The sequence below is a fragment of the Kurthia sp. YJT4 genome (assembly GCF_030219945.1).
In the GTDB taxonomy this organism is placed as follows: domain Bacteria; phylum Bacillota; class Bacilli; order Bacillales_A; family Planococcaceae; genus Kurthia; species Kurthia gibsonii.
In genome coordinates this window covers 1,561,167-1,586,757 of the sequence record NZ_CP126689.1, presented here as the reverse complement: position 1 = coordinate 1,586,757, position 25,591 = coordinate 1,561,167, and the positions used below count along the sequence as shown (strand labels likewise).

The window sequence follows — 25,591 nt, the reverse complement described above, 5'->3', positions numbered from 1 at the left end:
TCTAATTTTATGAAAGAGGTTATACAATTGACACAACCACAAGTAGTACAAGTAAGAAGTCCAAAAGGAATGGCATTTGTTCTCATGCTAGGTGCTTTCATTGGACTATTCAGCGAAACAGCATTAAACATGGCATTAACAAATATTATGGCAGATTTCTCGATTAATGCATCTGCCGCACAGTGGCTTACAACAGGATATTTATTAACACTTGGAATTCTTGTTCCTGTATCCGCACTTATTTTAAGATGGTTTACGACACGCCAACTCGTAATCGCATCATTTACTTTCTCAATTATTGGCTCAATTATCGCAGCGTTAGCACCGAGCTTTGCGATTTTATTAATCGGACGTATTATACAAGCGTTAGGAACGGGTATTCTTTTACCGCTTTTAATGAACGTTATTTTATTAATTTTTCCGATTTATAAACGCGGCATTGTGATGGGGTTAATGGGACTTGTTATTACAACAGCACCAGCTGTAGGTCCTACAATCGCCGGTTTAATTGTCGATTCACTTGGATGGGCTTACATTTTCTGGCTAAGCGTTATTTTATTTATTGCTTTAGGGGTATTCGGTGTAAAGCAAATTGACAATGTCGCAACGATTACAAAACCGAAGATTGATGTCTTATCAATTATTTTATCAACTATCGGTTTTGGAGGACTTATTTTTAGTCTAAGCACAATTGCTGAAAAATCAATTTCAGCACCTGAAGTATGGGTAACACTTGTAGCAGGTGTCATCGCAATCATGTTATTTGTCGTTCGACAATTTACAATGAAGATTCCAATGTTAAATTTAGCTGTCTTTAAGCAACCGATGTTTACACTGGGTACATTACAATTATTCATTGGGATGTTACTTATTTTATCAACAGCGATTTTACTACCTCTTTATGTAAAAGGAGCACTTCTATACAGTGCTGCTCTAGCAGGAGTTATCTTATTACCAGGTAGTTCAATTAATGCCATTTTAGCTCCATTCATTGGAAAAAACTTTGAGAAAATCGGTGCAAAAACGCTACTAACAATTGGTTTTGCACTTGCCTTTATCGGCAGTATCTTATTCATCTTCTCACTAAAAGCAGATGCAGCATTATGGCAAGTAATTGGTTCGCATATTGTTTTCTTTGCAGGTATTTCATTTATTATTATGCCTGCTCAAACAAACGGTTTAAATCAATTACCGAGACAGCTTTATTCAGATGGTTCAGCCGTGATGAACACATTACAGCAAATCGCAGGTGCAGCGGGAACAGCAGTTGCGATTACTTTAATGGTACAAGGTCAAAAAATCTTCATGTCTGAAAATCCACAATCACTACCAACAGAGATGATTGCAGCGGGAACAAACCATGTATTCTATTATATTGCTGGGATTGCGTTAGTCGGATTCATTTCCACATTCTTTGTAAAACGTGTGCATGTTGAATAACGACTAGATGTGATACAATCGTAAAAGATGTGTTACATATAGGAGTAGATAGAATGAAAAAAAGATGGATGATCTTTATCTCGATACTTATTGTTATTGGAATTGCTGCGTGGAATATGTACAATCAGAATCAAAAACAACAAAAAGCTACAGAAGATATTCTGAATCATGTACAACAAGTAGATGAGGTAACGATTTCAAATGGAGAAAAAAGCATGACTTTTAAAGGGAAAGAAGCAACACCTTTTATTGAGTCTACACCACTTGTTCATATTGAAAAGTATGAACGAACAGACCGTAATTATTTTGAAAAAGAGCCACGCTTTATTGTGAGTTATAAAGTAAAGGGTAAAACACTTTACGCAGTAGAACTGCTACAATTGAAAAAGAAGTTACCGAATGATCGGTTGAATGACTTTTTAATGAATGAACATTTACTTGTGAAGTGGCAAGGCTATCCAATGATGTTCTCACAACATGAAGCGATTCAGCGTTTAGTAGATGCATTTAATGCGAAAGAAAAATAAAACAAGCTGAGACAAAATATCTCACTAAGAGTTCACAACGAAAAACTGGAACCGCATCAAAGCGCGATTCCAGTTTTTCTTATGCTTATATGATGTGGATGGTGTTTGCTTGTTTTTCCTATGTAAGATTTGCTGGTACTTGAATATGTTCATAAGCTTGTTGTATTTTTTGTGGTTTACCCTCTGCATTGACCATCACTTGTAAAATCATTTGTTGTAGTGCATCTTCATCGCAATGCAGTAAGCGACTTAACAATTCGTCATGTAACTGTGCGCCAAAATATAAATAAGCAATTGCACGATATGGCTCTTGGGTTGCTGGAAGTGGTGCAGCTTTCATCGCATACTCGATATGCTTTTGCACAATCTTTCTAAACAACAAGTCGGGTTGTTCAATTGACCAGTGCGCATTCAAACAATCTGTCTTGCCCTGCTCTAAAATAGAAAGTGCTGTCTGCTCATCACCTACATACAAATAGAGAATTTTATATAGCATGTGACGATTATTTTGTAATATCTGTTCCACCATACGCTGCTGTTTTTTTCGCTTTGAAAACCATCTTTTCACCACAAGAGTCCCTCCTTTATACATTAGACGCATGAACCAAGTAAAAAGTTTGCACTTAATACGGTATTTTGTGTCTGGTGCATAATGGATTTACGTGGAATCGAGCGATATGCTATGATACAAGTAATTCGTTTTGAAAGGAAGATTTATAGATGAAATCGCCATTTACATTTGAACACACTGCACCAAAAGAACAAGAAGCAGGAAAGTTATATCCAGCCGTTTTCTTGTTACATGGTATGGGAAGTAACGAGAAGGATTTACCAGGCTTATTAACAGAACTTCAAGATGAATACCATATTTTCAGCTTGCGTGGACCAATTACACAAGCACCTGGTTATGCGTTCTTCATTGATGAAGATTTCGGCAAACCAGATCGTCAAATTTTCGATAAAATCGTCTTACATATTCAAGCATTTATTGAAGAAGCCATTCAAACGTATTCAATTGATGCAACAAAAGTTTTCGTACTCGGCTTTAGCCAAGGTGCAGCACTAGCTGAAACGTTACCATTTGTTTTAGGAACAGAACGCTTAGCTGGAGCCATCGCATTAAGTGGTTATTTACCAGGACATGTCAAAGAAGAATATAGTAAACGTAGCGTTGCATCGCTACCAGTCTTTATTTCACATGGTAAGATGGACTATGTACTACCATATCAATGGGGTGAAGAAGCACGCGACTTCTATAAAGATCAACAAGCTAATGTAACATTTATGGCATTTGAAGACGGTCACGGTGTTACACCTGAAGTACAACGTGAAATTATTCGTTTCTTAAAACAACATATATCTTAATAAATGAATCACTTGACATTCCGTTTTCTATGGAATAAGATGTAAGCAATACTTTTGAACGTATATGAGCAGAAGGCACTGAGAGCAGTGTCAGTCTCATCAAAATAGCAGAGCCGAGAAATTGAAGAGTAAGAGTAGTAGTATAGTTAAGCTAGTTATAGAGAATCAGTGGTTGGTGAAAACTGATCTAGTCGCTATATGAATGGACTTATGAGAGTATCTATGAACCAATTTGTAGTAGTAGATAACGAATCATCCTCGTTACGGATGTCGAGATCAGATTGTTTAGCAATCTGAAATTGAGGTGGCACCGCGAATAATATCGTCCTCATGAAGGTTTTTTCCTTCATGGGGACTTTTTTTATTTCTTTCAAAAGTAAAGTTGAGTTGAGGAGAGTGGAGAAGTGTATGAAAGCATTCATTGAAAAAGTGGAACAGAGAGAACACTTAACAAATCAAGAAATGACGATTGCAGCACATAAGATGTTAGATGAACAAACACCCGAACAAGAGATTATGTCGTTTTTAGTAGCACTAGCTAAAAAAGGAGAGACAGCACAAGAACTCGCTGCTCTCGCTAAAACGATGAAAGAACATGCAAATGAAGTTCAAGGTGTACAATTACTAGCTTATTTAGATAACTGTGGAACGGGTGGCGATGGTTTAAAAAGTTTTAATATCAGTACAACAGCCGCTTTTGTCTTAGCTGCTTGTGATGTTCCAGTCGCAAAACATGGTAATCGAAAAGTATCGAGTGCTTCTGGCAGTACAGACTTATTAGAAGAACTAGGGATTCCAGCTACGATGGACTTGTCAAAAGTAAGTCCTTTATTAAAACAAGAGAAATTAGCTTTTATTTTCGCACCTGCTGCGCACCCAAAATTAAAGCGAATTGGACAAATTCGAAGTCAATTAGGAACACCTACAATTTTTAATCTAGTGGGTCCTCTTGTGAATCCTGTTGATTTAACGTATCAACTAACAGGCATTAATCGTCCTGATTTTGTCATTCCCTATGCAGAAGTTTTAAAGAAGTTAGGAAGAAAACGTGCATTAGTCGTTAGTGGTGAACAAGGAATGGATGAAGCCTCACTTTGCGGCGAAACGACATGCGCCTTACTCGATGATGGCGAAATTATTTCGTTTACCATTACCGCACAAGAAATTGGCTTACCCGAGTATCCACTCGAAGCAATTAAAGGTGGTACGCCAGTTGAAAATGCCAGAATATTAGAACAATTGTTACTTGGTAAAAAGGATGCTTATTATGATGCAGTACTTTTTAATGCGGGACTTGGTTTATATGCAGCTGGTAAAGTACAGACGATTCAAGAAGGAATTCATCGTGCAAACCAAGCGATTGAACAAGGAAAAGCATATGAAAAATTACAAGCAGTTCGACAGTACCATCAACGACTGGAGATGACGAAATGACGATTTTAGATAAAATCTTACAACAAAAAGAAATCGAAATTCAAAAACGATTACACACAGAAAAGAAAGTAGAAACAGACAAACCGGTCTATTCTTTATATAATCAACTGCTTCAAACACCTCATTTACAAGTTATTGCGGAAATTAAACGAGCATCACCTTCTAAAGGAATGATTCAATCGAATATCAATCCGGTTGAGCAAGCGAAAAAGTATGAGCGTGCGGGAGCAGCATGTATCTCGGTACTAACAGATGAGCATTTTTTCAAAGGTTCATTAGCTGATTTAGAAGCTGTCGCAAATGAAGTGACGATACCTGTTCTACGAAAAGACTTCATCTTACATGAGGTACAAATTGAAGATGCAAGAACAGCAGGTGCATCGGTTATTCTACTTATTGTGGCTGCTCTTCCTGAAAAGCGATTAAAAGAACTATATGATTATGCAACATCACTACAATTAGAAGTTCTGGTCGAAGTGCATGATTTAGAAGAATATACGATTGCTAAAAGAATTGGTGCGAAAATAATCGGAGTTAATAATCGAAATTTAAAAACATTTGAAGTGGACTTAGCACATACAAAAACGATTGCCGCAGCACGTAATGAAATGGATCAACATGTATTTATTAGCGAAAGTGGTATTCAAACTATTGCTGATGCAGAACTTGTGTCAAACGACGGTGCAGATGCCATCCTAGTTGGTGAAACATTGATGCGCGCAGAAGATGTTGAAGCCACACTTCGAAGTTTTCAAGTTCAAAAAGAAGGTGTCTACTAATGGTACGCGTAAAAATTTGTGGATTAACGAAAAAAGAGCATATTCAAGTAGCTGTTGAAGAACAAGTGGATTATATCGGATTTGTATTCGCGAAGAGTAAACGACAAGTAACCGTTGAACAAGCAAAAGTTTTAGCGCAGTCGATTCCTGAACCCATTCAAAAAGTAGGGGTATTCGTCAATGAAACAGTGGAGAATATGTTACACATTGCAAAAGAAGTGCCACTAGACGTGATTCAATTACATGGTCAAGAATCCCAGCAAGTCGTTGAGGCTTTAAAACCATATACGACTATTAAAGCCATTTCAGTTCGAACAAAAGAAGATGTACAAAAAGCAGCACAATATAACGTCGATTACTATCTATTCGATGCACCTGGCATTGAATATGAAGGTGGTAGTGGTAATACGTTTGATTGGACATTATTAGAAAATACGAAAATCAATCGACAAAACATCATCCTAGCAGGTGGATTAACCCCTGAGAATGTAGGGCGTGCGATTGAACAAGTAGAACCTTACGGAATTGATGTATCAAGTGGTGTTGAAATAGACGGACAAAAAGATGAAATGCGTATGCGCGCATTTATGAATCAAACAAGAAACGGAGTGGTATAAATGGTAACAACAACAGAGAAAAAAGGGCGTTTTGGTAAATTCGGTGGTCAATTTGTACCCGAAACATTAATGACAGCTTTAAATGAATTAGAACAAGCATATGAAGAAGCAAAACAAGACCCAAGCTTCCAAGAAGAACTACAAGATTACTTACACAACTATGTAGGTCGTGAAAATCCACTTTATTTTGCAAAGCGATTATCAGAACATCTAGGTGGACCAAAAATCTACTTTAAGCGCGAAGACTTAAATCATACCGGCGCACATAAAATTAATAATGCACTAGGGCAAGTCTTACTCGCAAAACGTATGGGGAAGAAAAAAGTTGTAGCCGAAACAGGTGCTGGACAACATGGTGTGGCGACTGCTACGGTTTGTGCATTGTTCGATATGGAATGTGTGATCTTCATGGGACGAGAAGATGTCAAAAGACAAGAACTAAATGTATTCCGTATGGAGTTACTTGGTGCGACCGTTCAACCAGTTGATTCAGGTTCTGCTACATTAAAAGATGCATGTAACGAGGCGATGCGCTACTGGGTGACAAATGTGGAAGACACACATTATATTTTAGGCTCGGCACTAGGACCACATCCTTTCCCAACAATTGTACGCGATTTTCAGCGTATTATTGGTGACGAAACACGCCGTCAAATTTTAGAAAAAGAACAACGCCTACCAGACGCAGTTGTCGCATGTGTTGGCGGGGGAAGTAATGCGATTGGTATGTTCACACCTTTTGTAGAAGATGAAGGTGTTCGCTTATATGGTGTAGAAGCTGCAGGTCATGGTATTCCAACTGGGGAACACGCAGCTGCATTTGCCGATTTAAAAGAAGGTGTCTTACACGGCTCTTATATGTATTTACTACAAGATGATCACGGGATGGTACAAGAAGCAATCTCAATTTCAGCTGGTTTAGATTATCCAGGTGTTGGACCAGAGCATTGTTATTTACACGATATTGGACGCGTTGAGTATAAATCTGCTACAGATGAAGACGCATTAGAAGGTTTTAAACTATTATCAAAAATCGAAGGGATTATTCCTGCTTTAGAAACATCGCATGCGATCTCCTTCGCAAGTAAGTTAGCGAAAGAGATGACAAAAGATGAAATCATGGTGATTTGCTTATCAGGCCGTGGCGATAAAGATGTTGCACAAGTACGTGATGCATTAGGAGGACGAGTACATGACTAAAACATTACAGCAAGTAATTGAACAAAAAAATGAACAAGGTGAAAAAGCATTCATTCCTTACATTATGGCAGGAGACGGGGGACTAACGCACACGAAAGAAACGATTCGCTATCTACAACAACTGGGTGCAACTGCTATTGAAGTAGGGATTCCTTTTTCGGACCCTGTTGCAGATGGGCCTGTTATCGAAAAAGCAGGATTGCGTGCTTTAGCAGAAGGAACGAATTTACATGCTATTTTAGCGATGCTAGAAGAAATAAAAGAAGATGTGCAAACACCACTTATTTTGATGACTTATTTAAATCCGCTTGTTCATTTCGGTTTACAAGATTTTGTGAAGGCAGCTACAAAAGCGAATGTAAAAGGATTAATCATTCCTGATATGCCACTGGAAGAACGCGACTTAATTCAGCCATTCTTAGACGGAACGGATATCGCACTTGTACAGCTTGTATCATTAACAAGTTCTAAAATGCGTATTCAAGAAATTGCAGAAGCAGCAGAAGGATTTATTTATGCGGTAACTGTCAATGGAACGACAGGGGAACAAAGAGATTTCCAAGATCATGTTATGCAACACCTAAAAGAGATCAAATCGTCGGTATCTTTACCTGTCCTTGCAGGGTTCGGCATTTCGAATCGACAAACAGCAGAGAAAATGAGTGAAGGAATTGATGGTGTGATTGTAGGAAGTGCGATTGTTGACGCACTGCACCGTAAAGATTATGATACAATTGAGCAATTCTTTCAAAAAGAACCAGTCGAAACAAATTTATAGATAAAAGGAGAGAATCGCAGTCATGCGGTTCTTTTTCTATCTAAAGGAGCTTAGAAATATGCAAATAAGAATAATACATGATGAAATTCGTCAAACAGTTAAACAGTTTTTCATTACGCACTGGGGAAGTAGTGAGATGGTTGTTTCAACTGGTGTCTATCACTGTGATCAATTAGAAGGATTCTATGTGATGGATGAAGAAGAAATCATTGGGCTTGTAACTTATAGAATAAAGCAACAGGAGGTAGAAATAATTTCATTAGACTGTATTTATGAAGGTAAGGGGATTGGAAGTGCTCTATTAAATCGAGTAGAAGAAGTAGCTAAAACACATCAGCTTCAAAAGATTTCGCTCATTACAACAAATGATAATTTACATGCCATTCGCTTTTATCAAAAGAGAGGGTATCGTGTGACAGAGATTCGATTAGATGTGGTTAAGCGTGCACGTTTGATCAAACCGACTATTCCATTATTTTCTACTGATCAAATTGCAATTCAAGATGAATGGTTATTAGAAAAATCCTTGAACTAAATAACTTTCAGTAAATGCTTTACAAACCGTAATAAGTGTTATATACTAAGGTTAATCAAATAGTTCTTATTAGAGATGAATTCGCATATTACAAAGAGTAATCGTGTTTGTTCGGTACTTTTTGTAATATGTGAATTTTTTGTTTTTTAAAAGCTTATGTATTAATAACTTAATTGGAGGTCATTTAAATGACACAAGGTACAGTAAAATGGTTTAACGCAGAAAAAGGTTTCGGTTTCATCGAAGTTGAAGGCGGTTCTGACGTATTCGCTCACTTCTCAGCAATCCAAGGCGAAGGTTTTAAATCTTTAGACGAAGGTCAAAAAGTTGAATTCGAAATCGAAGACGGCCAACGCGGACCACAAGCAGTAAACATCGTAAAACTTTAATTTTAACGAGTTACGATCAAAAAGGAAATTGCCTCGGCAGTTTCCTTTTTTTGTGTTTTCTTTTATTAAAATGCTACACAATAATCAAACATAATCATTATAGACCTTTAAGTGAAGTACGGTTGTATATTCACCAGCTCATTTTAGTAGTTGAAGTAAGATAAAGAGGGTTTTGTTTCTTGCTTGTAATAGGAGTAAAGGTCATGTTCGGTAGGGCATTATTATACGTTTCATTGATGTAACCAATTAGTAATCCTGTGTATGGTAGATAAATCATTTTCATATATTAAAAAAGGAACCCCCGAGGAGATTCCTTTTTGTGTTGAATTAGTGATCAACTGAACCAGAAGAACCGATACCAGTGTTTGCACGTACTTCAACTTCAGCATATTTCTTCGCGTCTGCTTTCGCGCCAACTAATGAACCAATCCAACCTGCTAAGAAACCAAGTGGAACTGATACGATTGCTGGGTTAGTAAGAGGGAATAAAGGTGTTCCTGTAAGAATTGCAGTACCTTCAGGACTCCAGATATTCGGACTTACTGCTACAAGAACTAATGCAGTGATTAAACCTGTTAACATTGCTGCCATCGCACCTGTTGTGTTGAACTTTTTGTAGTAAATTGTGTAAATAATTACTGGTAAGTTCGCAGAAGCGGCGATACAGAATGCAAGTGATACTAAGAATGCTACGTTTAATGATTGTGCACCAAGTGCTAAAAGGATTGAGAATGCTGATACGCCTAATGAAGCCCAACGAGCAGCTAACATTTGTTGTCTTTCAGTTACTTTACCTTTTTTAATGATCTGACCATAAATATCATGTCCGAATGCAGAAGCCCCTGATAATACAAGACCTGCTACTACGGCTAAGATTGTTGCGAACGCTACCGCACAGATGAAGGACATGAGAATGTCGCCACCTAATACTTCAGCTAACAGTGGTGCGGCCATGTTACCAGCTGGGTTAGCAGCTAAGATTGCATCAGTACCTACGAATGCTGCAGCACCGAAACCTAAGAAGATTGTTAAGATATAGAAGATACCTACAATCCAAGTTGCTGTAACAACTGAGCTACGTGCAGTTTTTGCATCTTTTACAGTGAAGAAACGCATTAAAATATGTGGAAGACCTGCTGTACCAAGTACAAGTGCGATCATCATTGACATTGTGTCAATACCATTTGTATATTTTACACCTGCATTTAAGTATGCTTCACCATGTGGTTGATGTGTTTTTACATAAGAGAACATTTCTAAGATATTGAAGTTGAACTTCATCAGAACTAATACCGAGATAATAACAGTACCTAACATTAATAGAACGGCTTTAATAATTTGTACCCAAGAAGTGGCACCCATACCGCCCCATAATACGTAGATTGTCATCATTACACCTACGATTAATACAGCAAATTTGTAATCGATACCTAATAATAATTGGATAAGAGCGCCTGCACCTACTAATTGTGCAATCATGTAGAATAAAACGATAACGATTGAACTTACTGCTGCAGTTCCGCGAATCTTCTTTTGGTTGAAACGAGCTGTAATCATATCCGCTAAAGTATATTTACCTAAGTTACGTAAAGGTTCAGCTACGATATAAAGTACAACTAGATAAGCTACTAAGTAACCTAATGAATAGAAGAAACCGTCGAAACCTGTTAAAGCGATTGCACCGGCGATACCTAAGAATGAAGCAGCTGATAGGTAGTCACCAGCGATTGCGATCCCGTTTTGCCAACCTGTTAATCCACCACCAGCTGTATAGAAATCTTGTGCTGAATTTGTATTTTTAGAAGCAAAGTATGTTACAAGTAATGTAATCCCTACGATACCGACGAAAAACGCGATACCAATTCCACTCATGCCACCTGTCATTTGTATCCACCATCCTTAGCCTTTTCGATAATAACTGCTGCGTCTTTATCGAATGCGTTTGCTTTTTTCACATAAATCATGGCAAATGCCCAAACCATTATGAACTGTGCTAAAGCAAAAATCCATACCCAAGTGATATCTCCAATTGCTTTTGCGTGTAATACTTTTGTGAACGAAGTTAGTAATGGTAACGTGAAGTAAAATGCTAAGAAGAAAATCGTCATTGGAACAAGGAATTTGTTTTTCTTTTTCACAAGCGCATGATATTCTGAGCTTTCTGAAATTTTCACATACTCTTGCTCTGTTAACTCAACTGCTTTATCAACTTCAGTTGATGTTGCTTTTGCATTTAGAACATCAGAACCGTTTAAGTTTTGATCCATAAAAGTATGCCTCCTTTTTATATAGTTTTTTTTGGCGAGCAAGGTAATTATTTCCTAGCTCTGAGTTAATATTATTTGAAAGCGCTTTAAAATGCAACACTTTTTTCTTTAAAAAATTAAAAATTTTCTTTAATAGGTACTCAAAATTCTATTTAAAGAGTAAAATATCTCAAAATATATGATGTTTTTATGATGTCTGTTAGTCGAAAAAGCGAATTTTAGCTGTTTTATGACAGTTTTTCAATCACACCCTGTTTTGTATCAAAAACGAAAAAAATCAGAGAAAAAATTGTTTTTAACGAGATTTTTATAGTTCTAAGCATAAAAAAATCGAATGAACGCATTTTATTTATTATAAAATGCATAAAAGAATGAAAACAATAAATGATACTTTTTTGATTTATTTACTAATTAAAGGAAAAGTAACTTTTTAAATCGATAGATGTAAACAGAAAAATTGTTTTCTTTTTACATACCCTTTATCTATTTTTTATAAAACATTTATTACCATATATGTTAATTTTGAAATCATTATCTTCTGAAATAATTTATCTGAATATTCAAATGAAGTTACGTGAATTACTTTTAAACGTAACTTTATATAATAGAGTTACTCTTTATGTATACTTTTTAGGAGTATGATTCATTTAACGAATTACTAATCATTCGTTAAATGAAAGGTAAATACTACTTGCTAAATTAAATAGTAGTCTTAGAAAAAGTAAATCACTATGTGAAAAACATCACATATAAGTAAAACAGGGTTCAATTAGATTCGATAGATTTACTGTATTTAACGCACCATTTTATGGAAAAAACAGGTTGAAAGAGCTTTAAAACACAAAAACTTTCCCAAATGTATATTTGGGAAAGTTTTTTAATGATATAATAGACTAGAATTTAGTAAAAGAGGTGGAAGAATGCTTCCGAAATATGTACGCGACTTTTTAGTATATTTAACAGCAATTAAAGGAAAGTCTCAAAGAACAAGAAAAGAATATGAATATGATTTGCGATTATTTTTACGATTTCAAATTGCAATCTCACATGATTTAGATTTAGATAAAATGAATGAAGTAGATTTGAATCTTTTTACAATAGAAGATTTGCAACAATTAACCTTAGAAGATCTCTATCTGTTTTTAGAGTATTGTGAAGTGAAACGGGGGAACGGAGCTGCTTCGCGTTCGCGCAAAGTAGCAACACTTAAATCATTCTTCAACTATTTAAAATCGAAAAAACGTTTAATTACGCAAAACCCAGCAGATGAATTAGAAGCACCTAAGTTGAGCAAAAAACAACCTGTTTATATGAATATTACAGAATCACATCAGTTTTTAGAGGGCGTAGAACACTCGAGACACCCTGAACGTGATTATTGCATGATGACTTTCTTTTTGAATTTAGGAATACGTGTGAGCGAGTTATGCGCTTTAGATGTGGATTCCGTACACGATGATATTCTAACAGTACGAGGGAAAGGGGATAAAGAACGTAACTTATATTTGAATGAGCAATGTTTAGAAGCTCTTTCTTCTTATATGAAGATTCGCTCACGCTATTTACAAGTAAGAGGAGAACAACAGGCGTTATTTTTATCACAAAAAGGGACGCGTTTAACAAGACAAGCCATTTCAAACCTCGTTCGAAAGATTAATCAAGATTCTGGTCTTGAAAAAAAGAAACTCACGCCGCATAAATTGCGCCATACATCGGCCACACTCCTTTATAAATCAGGAGCAGACATTCGAAGTTTACAACAAATTTTAGGTCATTCGAATATTTCAACAACCCAGATTTACACACATGTTGAAAATAAAGAAATTCAGCGTGTCATGACTGAACATCCTTTGAATAAGAAATAAAAATTAAAAACCACTATTTGTAAAAAATAAGTAAAAAGTTGCGGGTCTATTTATTTAATAAATATAAATAAATATTTTATTTCCTAAAAATTAAATGTGAAATGAGCACTTATACGTAATTTTATGGTAAAATAGGTTCGATTATACGTCACTTAGGGGAGGGTTGCAGATGGATGTTTCAATGAACGCTACTTTAGAACTATTAGACAATGCACAATTTGATCAGTCAGTAATGGCTGATATCATAGCAGCCATTGATCAATCCGTCATTGTTGCGATTACAAATGCGCAAGGGAAAATTATTTCTGTCAACAAACCCTTTTGCGAAATTTCGAAGTATTCAGCTTCTGAATTGATTGGACAAGACCATAAAATTGTCAACTCCGGCTATCATTCTAAAACATTCTTTAAAGAAATGTGGCGAACAATCGGTAACGGTAAGGTATGGAAAGGTGAGATTTGTAATCGCGCAAAAGATGGGGCGCTTTATTGGGTACAGACGACCATTGTCCCTTTTTTAAATGAAAAGGGTAAACCTTATCAATATATCTCGATTCGCACAAATATTACAGAACAAAAGAATGCACAACATTATGAGCATTTAGCTTACCATGATGAACTAACAGGACTACAAAATCGCCGGAAATTACGTATGACTTACGAACAAATGATGAAAAATTCAAAGCGTAAAGAAGGTTATGCCTTCTTACTAATCGGTATTAATCGTTTTAAGATTATTAACGAAAGCTTTGGTCATCATATTGGCGATTTATTCTTAGTAAATGTCGCTTCGATTCTTACAGAAATTGTGAATATATATGGACAAGTTTATCATTATGGTAGCGATCAATTTGTCGTGATGTGTAAAAATAAAGACGCACTTCGTTTAATTAATGCGATTCTATTCCGCTTTAATGATTTATTTGAAGTAGACCGCTTTGAATTTTATAGTTCGGTTAGTATTGGCGTTCGTTATTCTGTCCTTGAAGTTGCATCATTTGATGAAGTGATTCGTACAGCGGACATTGCACTCATGAATGCAAAAGAGCGTAAGGGGAATTACTATGTAGAATATCAAACAGCCATGAATACAAAGTTTCAGGATCATATTTTATTTGAAAAAAAATTACGTAATGCCATTCGTAATCAAGACTTCTTACTTTACTACCAACCAAAGTACCATGTACATACAAAAAAGATTGTAGATGTAGAAGCATTGATTAGATGGTATGATGAAGATTTTGGTTGGGTTTCTCCCGAATTATTTATTCATTTCGCTGAGCAATTAGGACTTTCAACAGCAATTGATGAATTTGTAATTGAGACAGCTTGTAGACAGGCTGTATTATGGCAAAAGACCTTGCCAGAACCAATAAAAATCGCCATTAATATTTCGCCATTACACTTAAAAGAGAAAAAATTCGTCGATACATTAGAGTATATTCTAAAGAAAAATAACTGTAATCCTACATTAATCGAAATTGAAATTACGGAAAATTCTTTAATGCATAGTAGCGACATTTTAACAAAAACATTTAGTGAATTAAAAAAACTTGGGGTAACAATTGCGCTAGATGATTTTGGAAAGGGCTATTCTTCATTAAGTTATTTAAAAACATTTCCGATTGATACATTGAAGATTGATCGTGACTTTATACGTGGTATCCATGAAAATACGAATGAGGAAAATATGATTCGTGCCATTATAGGATTAGCCAAAATCTTTAATATGAAGGTGGTAGCTGAAGGTATTGAAACGGTTATGGAACAAAGCATTATTGAAAAATCAAATTGTGATTATCTACAAGGTTATTTATTCTCAAAACCACTTCCAGCCAAAGAAATTGAAGCACTACTTATTTAATAAAAAAGCAATTCATCCTTTTAGTAGCGATGAATTGCTTTTTATGTTTATGAAGAAGTCTTTCTTGGTATGTATGAAAAAAAGGAGGTTCGATACATGTTTGGTTTCTCAGTATCTTTAACACAGCAACCCTCTCTATCTAAAATTCAAAAAATGCAAAAAGTGGGTTTTCAACTGATTTATACATCGCTTGTAGTTCCATCAGATACGCTCCCTGTAGCAATGACACATCTTCAACAACTTGCACGTTTTTCAAAACAACATGACTTACAACTCGTTGTACAGATAATAAAACAAACAAAATCATTGTTACCGGAACTGGCGAAGTTATCGATTCAAGCACTTATCGTAGATGAAAGTTTTTCAAAAGATGAAGTGAAAGAACTCGCTTTGAATTATCGGATTATTTTAAATGCGAGTACGCTAAATATAGATTGTTTTCAAAATTTTAAAGGTTTGAATATAGAAGCTTGGCATGATCGATATGAACAACCATTTACGGGATTAGATGATACATTCTTTCAACAACAGAATCAGTTGATACAGCGTGAAAATATCCCTCTAGGCGCGTTTCTAATGAGCGACATCTCTACAACCTTAAACAATGCGCCAACGCTCGAAAAACATCGTACAAGCTCTGTATTCGCGCATGCAATCGAGTTAATACAACAAGGGATTCAAACGATTATCATTAGTGATGATGATGTATCAGAAGAAGCAACTAGACAGTTTACAGATTGGATTCATTCGAATTATATCACGCTGTACATGACTTCTTATGTATTGCATAACCCGATTCATCAATTCACCTTTCATACACGTCCTGATCTTCCAAGAGACGTTATTCGTTTACAAGAGAGTCGCTCTTATTTTTCCGAAAATGTTCTGTTTGGTAGATCTAGAGGGAGAAAAGTGGGAGATATTACGATGAATATGCTAGGTATGGGTTCGTATGCTGGGGAAGTACATCTAGTTAAAGTAGATTTACCAAAGAATGAGCATATCTTTACAATCGGAAAAATTCGAAAAGAGGACCAGCCTTTATTGTCAATTTGCCCATGTAATCAGAAAATTAAGCTAGAAGAAATGAATACGCCTATAAGAAAAGGAATCTCTTTTACGTAAGAGTTTCTTTTTTCACATTAGAGTAAAATTAATTTCATTACACAAGGACATACTTTGTCCTATATAATAGGATTATGTATACATATTACTGGAGATTTACATTTACTGATTTATGCAGAAAAGTTAAAAATCATGTAAAACGAGCAGTTTTGTAAGGGGGACTTTTGAGATGTCAAATAACTTAATTTTTCAAATACAATTTAAATTATCTACACTATCCGAAGCAGAACAAGCTGTTGCGCACTATGTAATAGCTCATTCACAAGAAGTCATTTATTTATCAACGCAAGAATTAGCAAAACGAGCAGGAGTAAGTAATGCGACGATTACACGATTTTGTAAATCAGTTGGGGCAAAAGGGTTTCCTGATTTAAAAATTATGTTATCTGCAGAAAATTCACATGGGAATCAAGTACAACAAGAGATTAAAGCGACCGATTCACTTAAGCAAATTAAACACCAATTGAATCTTCGTATGACTGCAGCGCTAAATGAAACAGAACAATTAATGGATGATCATATCATTGAATCTTGTACGAAGTTATTAAAGAATGCTGATGAACTTGTCGTCTATGGCGTAGGTTCTTCTAATCTTATCGCACAAGATATAGCTCAAAAATTTATTCGACTTGGAAAATCCGTACTTCACACAGAGGATGCACATTTGATTGCGACAGCACTAACTGCTAAGCCGAAGAAAAAGGTAGGAATTTTCATTTCGAATTCAGGAGAAAGAAAAGAAACAAATACATTGGCTACAGTGTGTAATGAATTAGGCATTCCACTAATTAGTATTGTATCCAACCCTTCAAGTCGTTTAGCTTCCAAATCGACGGTTGTTTTAGTCCATAGTCAAATAGAAGGTATCGATATTATTCGTACTGCTGCGATTACATCAATTATTGCTCAACAGTATATTGTAAATTTATTGTATTATCATTATTTTATCGATAATTATGAAACACATGCGGATATGTTACATCAAACTAAGCAAATTATACATCATCACTTTGATTAAATCAGATGTGAAAAGAATTGCAGTTTTGTAATTCTTTTTATATTAATAAATAATTATATTATGTAAACTGTTTGAATGAAAATAAAGAAAAGTCGCACCATTGGACGACTTTTTCTTTGTTTTATTTTATTCATAAGTTACTTTATAATCTTCTGGCACAATCCACTTCACTTTTCGTTCAAACAAACGAATGAATAGAAGGTTTAATACAATCGGTAAAATAATGAACAGTGTAGCTGCTAAAAACATACTCGTCGTACTCCATTGTTCAATGGATAAATATTTAAGGGGACCAACGAAGCCAGCTAATCCAAAACCAGCAGAATAGGGATCACCTGTAATATTGAAAACACCCGCTAACGCACCAAGAATGGCTGCTGTTAGTATAGTCGGTGAAGCAATTTTAGGTTTCATAAAGAAGTTACGCATTTGAATTTTGGCAGATGCAACGTGTGCTAATGCTGTACCAAAATTATTAGCACGATAAGAAGCAATCGCCATACCTACACCGGATGCACAGACACCTAGATTAGCTGCTCCAGCACTTACGCCGCTTAACATAATGACTGTAGCCACGCCAATTGTTGAAATAGGTGAGATGATTAAAATAGAGAAAATCATCGCAATTAACATGCCCATTAAAACAGGTTGAAGATTTGTTAATGTCGCAATACCAAGTCCGACAACATCTGCTCCAGACTTTACATAAGGTAAGATAAATAAACCGATTAGACCTGGAATAAACAATGATAGAGCAGGCATTAGTAATAATGTATAATCTTTTAATTTATTCCCTAAAAATTGCACAAATACAACGGCTAAACCAGCTGTAATTCCGATGTTAATGACAACACCAATACCAGCCATCGTCATACCTGTTTCGCTAAATGTGATGACACCTGAACCTACCATTGTTGCTAGTCCAATACTCGTCATTTGAATCGGTGTGAGTTTAAATTGGATCCCGATCATGACACCAATAACGACCGGTAGTAAACTCATCGCAATTAATGTGACATTTAAAATGGTTTGTAAAAACGGTGCAATCGTAGGGAAGTGTTGAATCATCAGTTTCAGAATCTCCCCCACCAACGCATTAGGAATTAAACAAACGACAATACCTAAGCTCATTCCTGTTAGTAACTTATTAAAAAAATCTTTCATACGCTCAAACCCTTTCGAAGCAAACTGTTCTTTTAAAGTAAATTTAGTTTATATTGTCTATATATTTCAGTCAATACTGAAATATCAGAAAATTCTATATTTATAGAATGAAATAGATATTTAAGTCTTTTATGAGAGATTTTGGTATGAAAAAAAGAAAAGTATTTTTGTAATATATAAATAAAATAAATTTATTATGTAAACTAAAAGGCTATACAGTCCATTTGTGTCAATTTTTCAATCAATAATAAGAGATATGATGCACGTCTTTTACAAAGACCTAAAATCATTAAGAGATTGCAAGTTTTTTTTATTTACAATAATGATTTTGGGGTATATAAAATTAGTGTTTATACATGGATTGAACTATAAAAGTAGGTGATAATATGACATATCAATTTGAGGGGATTTATAATTTTCATGATTTAGGTGGACTAAAAAGTTCGGATGGTCGTAACGTGAAAAAGGGGCTTCTATTTCAAAGTGGCGATATTAGTAACGCAACGGTTCAAGATATTTATTACTTAAAAGAAGTATTAGGCATCAAAACCATTATTGATTATCGTAATGAGTATGAACAAAATGAAAAACCTTCTTTAAAAATCCAAGGAGTTCATACAATTCATTCACATGTATCCATGCCTACACTCACGCTTACAGAACTTTTACAAGATTATGAAGCGAGTACCCATTATTTTGAAGCACAAAATCGTATGCGTATTTATCGTGAACATCTTGCAAAAAATAATTCATACCGGCCTTTAATTGAAGTAATCCGACTGAAACAAGTTCCTTTACTTCAACATTGTATGTTAGGTAGAGATCGTACAGGAATAGGTGTATTTCTGCTCTATCTACTATTGGATGTACCATTGAAAACAATTGTCCAAACTTTTTTGGAGCGCCAGAAGAATGCTATCGAACAAATGCCTGAATGGTTAAAAGTAATGATTCGAAATCTACAGGGCCAAAAATTAGAAACGGATATGAATTATGTAAATGGTGACTTCCTATTAGTTGCATATGATGAAATTTTAAATGAATTTGATACAATTGAAAATTTCTTTTTAAAACAGTTTCAAATAGACAAAACAGAGAGAAAAGCAATTCAAGATTTTTATTTAGAATAATGGAGGCGTTTAAATGTTTTTACCATTCGAAGGAATCCCTAATTTTCGTGATTTAGGTGGTGTAACAACGATTGAAGGTAAACATGTGAAAAAAGGATTACTTTATCGTTGTGGAGAATTAAGTAAGAGTACACCGAAAGATTTGCAACAACTGCAAGCGCTTCATATTCGAACAATCATTGATTACCGAGATGAAAGTGAGATTGAAGCTCATCCGACACCAAGGATACAAGGTGTGCATGACGTCCATGCGCCTGCTAGTCGATCGCAATTTAATCTTGCTTCGATTGAAGATTTAGCGAGTAGTGATTTATTGAAGCAATTGAATATGGATTTATTTAAAGAGTTTTATGCCAGTTTAGCATTTGAAAATCCTGCATATCAAACACTCGTCTCTATTTTAAAAGCACATGAAGGACCGATGATTCAACACTGTACAGCAGGAAAAGACCGCACAGGAATTGGCTCAATGATTACGTACTTGATACTTGGTGTTCCTTATACGACGATTGTCCAAGACTTTTTAGAAACTAATCAATATATGGAGAAACATCCACCATATTGGCAAAAACCTCTTGAATTAGCTGTTAAGGATCCAGAAATTTTGCAGGTATTAGTAGGAGTCAATCAAACATTGCTCGACCATGTACATGATGAGATTTTAAGAAAATACGGTACGATTGAGATGTATTTAAAAGAAGAATATCATATTGATGAACAAACGAGAAAAGAGATTCAAGATTTCTATTTAGAGTAGCATAAGGGGGATTTTGAGATGAAGTGGCAAACAAGTGTAACGGAATTATTAGGAATTGAAAAACCAATTATTCAAGGAGGTCTCGCCTATCTTGGTTATGCAGATTTAGCAGCAGCAGTTTCGAATGCTGGAGGACTGGGCCAAGTGACAGCACTCAGTTTAGATTCTCCAGAAGATTTACGAAAAGAAATTCATAAAACACGCACATTAACAGATTGTCCTTTTGGTGTGAACTTTGCGATTGGACGACACCGTGAACATTACGAACCTTTTGTACAAGTAGCAATAGAAGAAGGTATTCAAATCATTTCGATTACAGGAGGAAATCCAAGTCCTGTATTAGAAATGGTGAAAGACACCGATATGAAGAAGCTTGTACTCGTTTCTTCTGTTAAATTGGCTTTAAAGGCCGAAGAAAAAGGGGCAGATATTGTTGTCGTTGTTGGACAAGAAGGCGGTGGTCACCTCGGTTTAAATGATTTAGGGACACATGTACTCGTTCCGCGCGTTGTCGATGCTGTCAACATCCCTGTAATCGCTTCAGGAGGCATTGCAGATGGTCGTGGTATCTTATCTGCTTTTGCACTAGGAGCAGACGGAGTTGAGATTGGGACACGTTTTATTGCGACAGAAGAATGTGTAGATGCAGCACCACTGTACAAACAAGCATTGATTGAACATGATGAAATGGATACGGTCGTTATTAAACGTTCCATTGGTGGTCCAGCGCGTGTATTACACACACCATTCACAGATGAAATTTTAGAAATTGAACAAAAGACGCCTACATACGAGGCATTAAAAGAGTATATTAGCGGTGCAGCAAACCGTCGTTATATTTACGAAGAGCAGCAAGATGGTTTTGGATATGCAGGTCAAAGTATTGGTTTCATTCATTCCATTCCAACTGTTGCAACTTTATTTGAGCAATTTGAGAAGCAAATTGAAGAAGCAAGAACGCAATTAAATCTAAAAATAAAATAATATTCAGAAAACAGTTGCAATTCCGATTTGCTTACTGTAATATGAAGTTAACAAAAAAATCGTATCTCTTATCAAGAGAAGGCGAGGGACTGGCCCGTTGACCCTTCAGCAACAGACAATGTTAAATTGAACTGTGCTAAATCCTGTAGCGTAAGCTAAAAGATAAGAAGAGTTCCTTTGACTATTCAAAACCTCTTCTTATCAGGAGAGGTTTTTTTGTAGATTAAAAAGGAGTGATGTTATGAGCGAATCGGTTTTACAGCAAGATGTTTTACAAGCATTACAAACATTGAAAAAGCAGAAATGGGTGGACTTGACACATACCTTTAATAGCCAGTCACCTCACTTCCATGCATTCAATCCAGCAAAATTCGATACACTTTTTACACATGATGATGGCTTTTTTGCACAACAATTTTCTTTTGCAGGTCAGTATGGAACACATCTTGATGCACCGATACACTTTGTACGAGATACACGCTATATCGAGGAACTTCATCTTCAGGAGTTAGTACTGCCACTTATTGTTGTAGATATTACAGCTCAAGTACAAAAGAATCCAGGTCACACGGTAACGATTGAAGACATCCTCTCATTTGAGGATCAAAATGGCATCATTGAAGCCGACTCATTTGTCGCATTACGCACAGACTGGTCGAAGCGCTGGCCCGACCATGATATCTTTAATAATATTGATGAAGCAGGCGTGGCTCATGTGCCAGGTTGGTCTGTCGAAGTATTATCTTTTTTATTCAAAGAACGAGGCATTAAAGCGATTGGTCATGAAACATTTGATACAGATTCGAGTGAAGAATATCGAAAACATGGCTCATTAGCCGCAGAGTATTTCGTTTTAGAACAAGATACGTATCAAGTCGAACTTTTAACGAATTTAGATCAACTTCCGGCAAAAGGGGCAGTTATCTTTAATATCGTGGCTAAACCTGAAAAAGCATCTGGTTTTCCCGTACGCTCATTTGCGATTACACCGAATCAATAAAGGCTCATTTGTCTTAAACTATACAGACTCATTTGTCGTGGAAACACCTTGTCATCTCAAGGTGTTTTTTGTTTCAAAAATAATATTATTATGTAAACCAAATATTTTCGTTGAATTTTCAGAAAATGAGTTGACATCTTTTTTCATCTGTTATATATTAAGTACAACAAATGAAACTGTTATATAACAAAAGGAGAGATGTTCAATGGAACACTTTATGGAAGGTTATCAAATATATTGTCAGGCTTGCGAAAATTATGGGTTGGAGTCGATGAATTACCATTTATATGTCAAACAATTAACAGAGGAGCAATTGTATGCATTTAATGAGTATAAGAGAGACGCCACAATTCAAGAGATTAGCTAGGTATTAAACCTCTATTTTCCACTTAATGTGTAAAGTAGAGGTTTTTGTATGTCCTAAGACCTTCTTTTATGAAAAGTTATTTACTTTTTTTATAGAGTATGGAATACTTTCTATTAAGATAATTGAATATTCTTTCAGATGAGAGTGCTAGTTTTAGGCTAGATAATAGGGAAATTGGTGAAAATCCGATGCAGCCCCGCTACTGTAATATGGGATGAAATGACATATAAACACTGTGTTTATACGGGAAGTTGTCAAAGTAATGTGATCATAGAGCCAGGAGACCTGCTTTCATCATTCGTTTCAATCTTCGAGGGGTGGATTAGACGCACGTAAGTATAAATATTGTTACATAATTCTTCATGTCTTTAGAACGTGAGCTTTTCGTGTTAGCTAATCCTCCAAATCAAAACAATTTGGGGGTTATTTTTATGTTTAAATCAAAATGGGTGATTCCAGCAACATTATCAGCAGCTTTAGTCGTTTCAGCTGTACCAGCAACGGCTTTACAAGCAGAAGCAAAAGTACCTACAGTTAAAAAAGTTGATGTAGCGAATACATTAAAAGCAACATCGAACTATTATTATTCATTACCAGATGTATCAACACCAACTTACCAAAGTTCAGATGCAGTACTTAATTTTGCGCGTTCAAATTACGCTGTAAGTAAAGATTACTACACAACATTCTATAAAGATGTTGAACGTGAGTTAAAGAAGCAAAAAGGTCAATTTAGTGGTTCGCCAGGCGCATTATCAAAAATAATTTTAGCGATTACTGCAATCGGTAAAGATCCGAAAAATGTTGCGGGTTATAACTTAATTAACTTATTAGGTGATAAATTAGTAGCAGGTAAAGCAGCGAAAAGTTTATACATCACAGATTATTTATATGTATTACGTGCTTTAGAAGCGAAAGATTATAGCTTCCCAGCAGGTGCAAAATACGCTGATTTCTCACGTAAATCAATGGTGGATTATTTAGTAAGCACACAATTTGAAAATGGTGGCTTCTCTTGGGCTGAAGATGTTGAAAATGGCGTGAGTGTCGACATGGCTGCGATGGTGTTAAGCGCACTTGCGAACTATGATTCAGATCCAGCTGTCAAAGCGTCAATTCGTAAAGGTTTAGATTATATGTCAAGCCAATTAACGGATGTTGCAGGTTATAATCCATGGGGCGGTAATAGTGTCGATTCACAAGCTCAAGTGGTCATCGCTCTAACAGAGAATGGCATTAATCCAAAAACAGCACGTGCATTTATTAAAAATGGTCACTGGGCTGTGTCAAATATGTTATTAAACTTTGATGCAACAACAGGTGGTTTTAAAACAACACCAGATCAAAAAAGTCCACAACTCTTTGCAACAACAAGTGCAATGTTAGGTCTTGTTGCGTATGATCGTTATGCATCAGATAAAAATACATTCTTTGATTTAGCAGATGCAAAAGCTTCTTCTTTAAAGTATGATACAACTGCACCAAAATCATTAAGTGTTACAAAAGTGGCGAACACAACAAAAACAATTTCAGGTACGACAGAACCATATGCAACGGTTACAATCTATAATGGTTCGAAAAAATTAGCAGCAGTTCAAGCAGATGCAAAAGGTAAATTCTCATATCCAGTAAAAACTGCGTTCAAAGCCAATGCGACAGTGAAATTCTATGTAACTGACTTAGCTGGTAATAAGAGCAAAGCCATTACACAAAAAGTGGCTGATCGTTTAACACCCGCAACACCAAAAGTAAGTAAGCTTGTAAAAGGCGCTAAAAAAGTAACCGGATCAACAACAAAAGGTGCAACAGTATATGCGAAAATTGGAAACAAAACATATAAAGCAACTGCCAGCACAAAAACAGGTTCTTTCTCAATTAAAGTACCAACATTAAAAGAAAAAACAAAAGTAAAAGTGTATGCGAAAAAATCAAATTACACAAGTAAATCCGTTACAGTTACAGTAAAAAGTAAATAAGATTTACACATAGCGAATAAGGGTTGCTCTAAGATGTAAATCTTGGAACAGCCCTATTGCTATCTTAAAAGGAGGGACAACATGAAAAGTAAAATTATACTATTTGCGCTATCTGCAACCTTACTTTTAACAGGCTGTAAAGTGCAAACCGCACAGCAATATGAAAATGAGCAAGAGGAAGAAGCAAAAAAAGTCGTTGTTCTAAATGACGAAGAACAGAAAAAAGCAAAAGAAAAAGAAGAAACAAAAGAAACGGCGCAAGATGATAAAGGTTCTGTAACGAAAGAAGTGGCTGCTACATCTGAAAACGACACGACAACGTCAACGAATTCGTCCGTTTCTACAGTGGAGAAATCAACATCGACACCATCTCAAACACAAAAACCAGAAGCAAAAAAGGAAACAACAACATCTAATAATACCTCTAAAGAACAACCAACAAAAACAGAAAAACCAGTCAAAAAAGACGAACCGAAAAAAGAAACGACGGTAACGAAAAAAGAAACGACGGTAACGAAAAAACCAGAGACAACGACTTCTACACCGAAGCCATCGACACCAAAACCGTCAACACCTGAAAAACCTGTAGAAAAACCAGCGAAAAAAGAATATGCAACGATTACAATTGGCATGCGCACATTACTAAATCCTGATCATTATGAGCTATTACCGAAAAACCTACAAAGTGAAAAATATGTACCAGCAAGTGGTGTACTATTAAATAACGCAAAAATTGAAATTAAAGAAGGCGATACAGCTTGGGATGCCATTTCAAAACTACGTTCAAAATACGGTATTTATATTAATTACGAAAAAAATCCAATGTACGGTATTTATATTATCGGGATTAATCATATAAACGAAAAACAAGCAGGTTCATTAAGTGGCTGGATGTATACAGTTAACGGTGTAAAGGCACCTGTTGGCGTAGGTAATTATGAACTTGAAGATGGTGACCGCATTGAGTTGCAATATACAACTAATGGTGGAACGGACTTAGGGTGGTAGTT

25 protein-coding genes, 2 riboswitches and 1 other annotated feature are annotated in these 25,591 nt (G+C 35.7%); of the genes, 21 read left to right on the top strand and 4 right to left on the bottom strand.

The annotated features are described in order from the left end of the window. Window positions 1-9: 9 nt before the first annotated feature. Window positions 10-1,440, top strand: a complete 1,431-nt coding sequence (locus tag QN089_RS07760) for a DHA2 family efflux MFS transporter permease subunit (RefSeq protein ID WP_422393527.1) — start codon at window positions 10-12, stop codon at window positions 1,438-1,440. Window positions 1,441-1,493: 53 nt separating this feature from the next. After that, window positions 1,494-1,967: a hypothetical protein gene (locus QN089_RS07755; RefSeq protein WP_285215011.1), complete on the top strand. Its 474-nt coding sequence runs from the start codon at window positions 1,494-1,496 to the stop codon at window positions 1,965-1,967. A 118-nt stretch (window positions 1,968-2,085) separates the two neighbouring features. Here the strand turns inward: QN089_RS07755 and QN089_RS07750 are convergent, their stop codons facing one another. Continuing rightward, window positions 2,086-2,538 (bottom strand): hypothetical protein, encoded by a 453-nt coding sequence (locus QN089_RS07750; RefSeq protein WP_068453350.1) that lies wholly within the window; start codon window positions 2,536-2,538, stop codon window positions 2,086-2,088. A 149-nt stretch (window positions 2,539-2,687) separates the two neighbouring features. Between QN089_RS07750 and QN089_RS07745 the strand changes: the two genes are divergently transcribed. From QN089_RS07745 to QN089_RS07710, 8 genes are all read left to right on the top strand, one after another. After that, on the top strand, window positions 2,688-3,332 hold the full coding sequence (locus tag QN089_RS07745) for an alpha/beta hydrolase (protein ID WP_087680800.1): 645 nt from the start codon (window positions 2,688-2,690) through the stop codon (window positions 3,330-3,332). Window positions 3,333-3,447: 115 nt separating this feature from the next. After that, window positions 3,448-3,665, top strand: a binding site (T-box leader). A 75-nt stretch (window positions 3,666-3,740) separates the two neighbouring features. Further along, entirely contained in the window at window positions 3,741-4,766 is a 1,026-nt protein-coding gene (gene trpD, locus QN089_RS07740) for an anthranilate phosphoribosyltransferase (protein WP_285215010.1), read from the top strand. Beyond that, window positions 4,763-5,545 (top strand): indole-3-glycerol phosphate synthase TrpC, encoded by a 783-nt coding sequence (gene trpC, locus QN089_RS07735; protein WP_285215009.1) that lies wholly within the window; start codon window positions 4,763-4,765, stop codon window positions 5,543-5,545. Before trpD ends, trpC begins: the two co-directional genes overlap by 4 nt. Further along, window positions 5,545-6,162 carry a phosphoribosylanthranilate isomerase gene (locus QN089_RS07730; RefSeq protein WP_087680797.1) on the top strand — a complete coding sequence of 206 codons (618 nt, stop codon included), beginning with the start codon at window positions 5,545-5,547 and terminating at the stop codon, window positions 6,160-6,162. The genes trpC and QN089_RS07730 overlap by 1 nt, the downstream gene beginning before the upstream one ends. Then, window positions 6,163-7,362, top strand: coding sequence for a tryptophan synthase subunit beta (trpB, locus tag QN089_RS07725; RefSeq protein WP_285215008.1), 1,200 nt, complete (start codon window positions 6,163-6,165; stop codon window positions 7,360-7,362). Then, window positions 7,355-8,140 (top strand): tryptophan synthase subunit alpha, encoded by a 786-nt coding sequence (gene trpA, locus QN089_RS07720; protein ID WP_285215007.1) that lies wholly within the window; start codon window positions 7,355-7,357, stop codon window positions 8,138-8,140. Before trpB ends, trpA begins: the two co-directional genes overlap by 8 nt. Window positions 8,141-8,198: 58 nt before the next feature. Beyond that, complete coding sequence (locus QN089_RS07715; RefSeq protein WP_285215006.1) at window positions 8,199-8,675, top strand: GNAT family N-acetyltransferase; 477 nt, start codon at window positions 8,199-8,201, stop codon at window positions 8,673-8,675. Between the two features lie 188 nt (window positions 8,676-8,863). Further along, entirely contained in the window at window positions 8,864-9,064 is a 201-nt protein-coding gene (locus QN089_RS07710; protein WP_068453366.1) for a cold-shock protein, read from the top strand. A 327-nt stretch (window positions 9,065-9,391) separates the two neighbouring features. Here the strand turns inward: QN089_RS07710 and QN089_RS07705 are convergent, their stop codons facing one another. Together QN089_RS07705 and QN089_RS07700 are read right to left on the bottom strand one after the other, a co-directional pair. Beyond that, a complete protein-coding gene (locus QN089_RS07705; protein ID WP_285216425.1) occupies window positions 9,392-10,936 on the bottom strand; it encodes a solute symporter family protein in 1,545 nt (514 codons plus the stop codon). 8 nt (window positions 10,937-10,944) lie between these two features. After that, window positions 10,945-11,331, bottom strand: a complete 387-nt coding sequence (locus QN089_RS07700; RefSeq protein WP_082701412.1) for a DUF485 domain-containing protein — start codon at window positions 11,329-11,331, stop codon at window positions 10,945-10,947. A 920-nt stretch (window positions 11,332-12,251) separates the two neighbouring features. Here QN089_RS07700 and QN089_RS07695 point away from each other — a divergent pair. The 4 genes from QN089_RS07695 (at window position 12,252) to QN089_RS07680 (ending at window position 17,203) form a co-directional block, all read left to right on the top strand. Next, window positions 12,252-13,196: a tyrosine recombinase XerC gene (locus tag QN089_RS07695; RefSeq protein WP_068453368.1), complete on the top strand. Its 945-nt coding sequence runs from the start codon at window positions 12,252-12,254 to the stop codon at window positions 13,194-13,196. A 169-nt stretch (window positions 13,197-13,365) separates the two neighbouring features. Next, complete coding sequence (locus QN089_RS07690) at window positions 13,366-15,060, top strand: sensor domain-containing protein (protein WP_285215005.1); 1,695 nt, start codon at window positions 13,366-13,368, stop codon at window positions 15,058-15,060. Window positions 15,061-15,156: 96 nt separating this feature from the next. Further along, window positions 15,157-16,185, top strand: coding sequence for a MupG family TIM beta-alpha barrel fold protein (locus tag QN089_RS07685; protein WP_068453370.1), 1,029 nt, complete (start codon window positions 15,157-15,159; stop codon window positions 16,183-16,185). Window positions 16,186-16,354: 169 nt separating this feature from the next. Continuing rightward, window positions 16,355-17,203 carry a MurR/RpiR family transcriptional regulator gene (locus tag QN089_RS07680; RefSeq protein WP_068453372.1) on the top strand — a complete coding sequence of 283 codons (849 nt, stop codon included), beginning with the start codon at window positions 16,355-16,357 and terminating at the stop codon, window positions 17,201-17,203. 126 nt (window positions 17,204-17,329) lie between these two features. On the opposite strand, the gene QN089_RS07675 is transcribed toward QN089_RS07680, so the two are convergent. Then, complete coding sequence (locus QN089_RS07675; RefSeq protein ID WP_285215004.1) at window positions 17,330-18,367, bottom strand: PTS sugar transporter subunit IIC; 1,038 nt, start codon at window positions 18,365-18,367, stop codon at window positions 17,330-17,332. A 386-nt stretch (window positions 18,368-18,753) separates the two neighbouring features. On the opposite strand from QN089_RS07675, the gene QN089_RS07670 reads away from it, so the two are divergent. The 7 genes from QN089_RS07670 (at window position 18,754) to QN089_RS07640 (ending at window position 25,589) form a co-directional block, all read left to right on the top strand. Further along, on the top strand, window positions 18,754-19,497 hold the full coding sequence (locus QN089_RS07670; RefSeq protein WP_285215003.1) for a tyrosine-protein phosphatase: 744 nt from the start codon (window positions 18,754-18,756) through the stop codon (window positions 19,495-19,497). A 13-nt stretch (window positions 19,498-19,510) separates the two neighbouring features. Beyond that, entirely contained in the window at window positions 19,511-20,254 is a 744-nt protein-coding gene (locus QN089_RS07665; protein ID WP_087680786.1) for a tyrosine-protein phosphatase, read from the top strand. An 18-nt stretch (window positions 20,255-20,272) separates the two neighbouring features. Continuing rightward, on the top strand, window positions 20,273-21,238 hold the full coding sequence (locus QN089_RS07660; RefSeq protein WP_068453380.1) for an NAD(P)H-dependent flavin oxidoreductase: 966 nt from the start codon (window positions 20,273-20,275) through the stop codon (window positions 21,236-21,238). 65 nt (window positions 21,239-21,303) lie between these two features. After that, a riboswitch (SAM riboswitch) is annotated at window positions 21,304-21,407 on the top strand. A 72-nt stretch (window positions 21,408-21,479) separates the two neighbouring features. Further along, the gene (locus QN089_RS07655) at window positions 21,480-22,238 is read left to right on the top strand and encodes a cyclase family protein (protein WP_068453382.1); all 759 of its coding nucleotides are present in this window, start codon (window positions 21,480-21,482) and stop codon (window positions 22,236-22,238) included. A 205-nt stretch (window positions 22,239-22,443) separates the two neighbouring features. Continuing rightward, on the top strand, window positions 22,444-22,605 hold the full coding sequence (locus QN089_RS07650) for a transcriptional regulator (RefSeq protein WP_068453384.1): 162 nt from the start codon (window positions 22,444-22,446) through the stop codon (window positions 22,603-22,605). 125 nt (window positions 22,606-22,730) lie between these two features. After that, a riboswitch (cobalamin riboswitch) is annotated at window positions 22,731-22,912 on the top strand. 124 nt (window positions 22,913-23,036) lie between these two features. Next, complete coding sequence (locus QN089_RS07645; protein WP_285215002.1) at window positions 23,037-24,581, top strand: Ig-like domain-containing protein; 1,545 nt, start codon at window positions 23,037-23,039, stop codon at window positions 24,579-24,581. An 81-nt stretch (window positions 24,582-24,662) separates the two neighbouring features. Continuing rightward, window positions 24,663-25,589 (top strand): DUF4430 domain-containing protein, encoded by a 927-nt coding sequence (locus QN089_RS07640; RefSeq protein WP_285216394.1) that lies wholly within the window; start codon window positions 24,663-24,665, stop codon window positions 25,587-25,589. Window positions 25,590-25,591 lie beyond the last annotated feature (2 nt).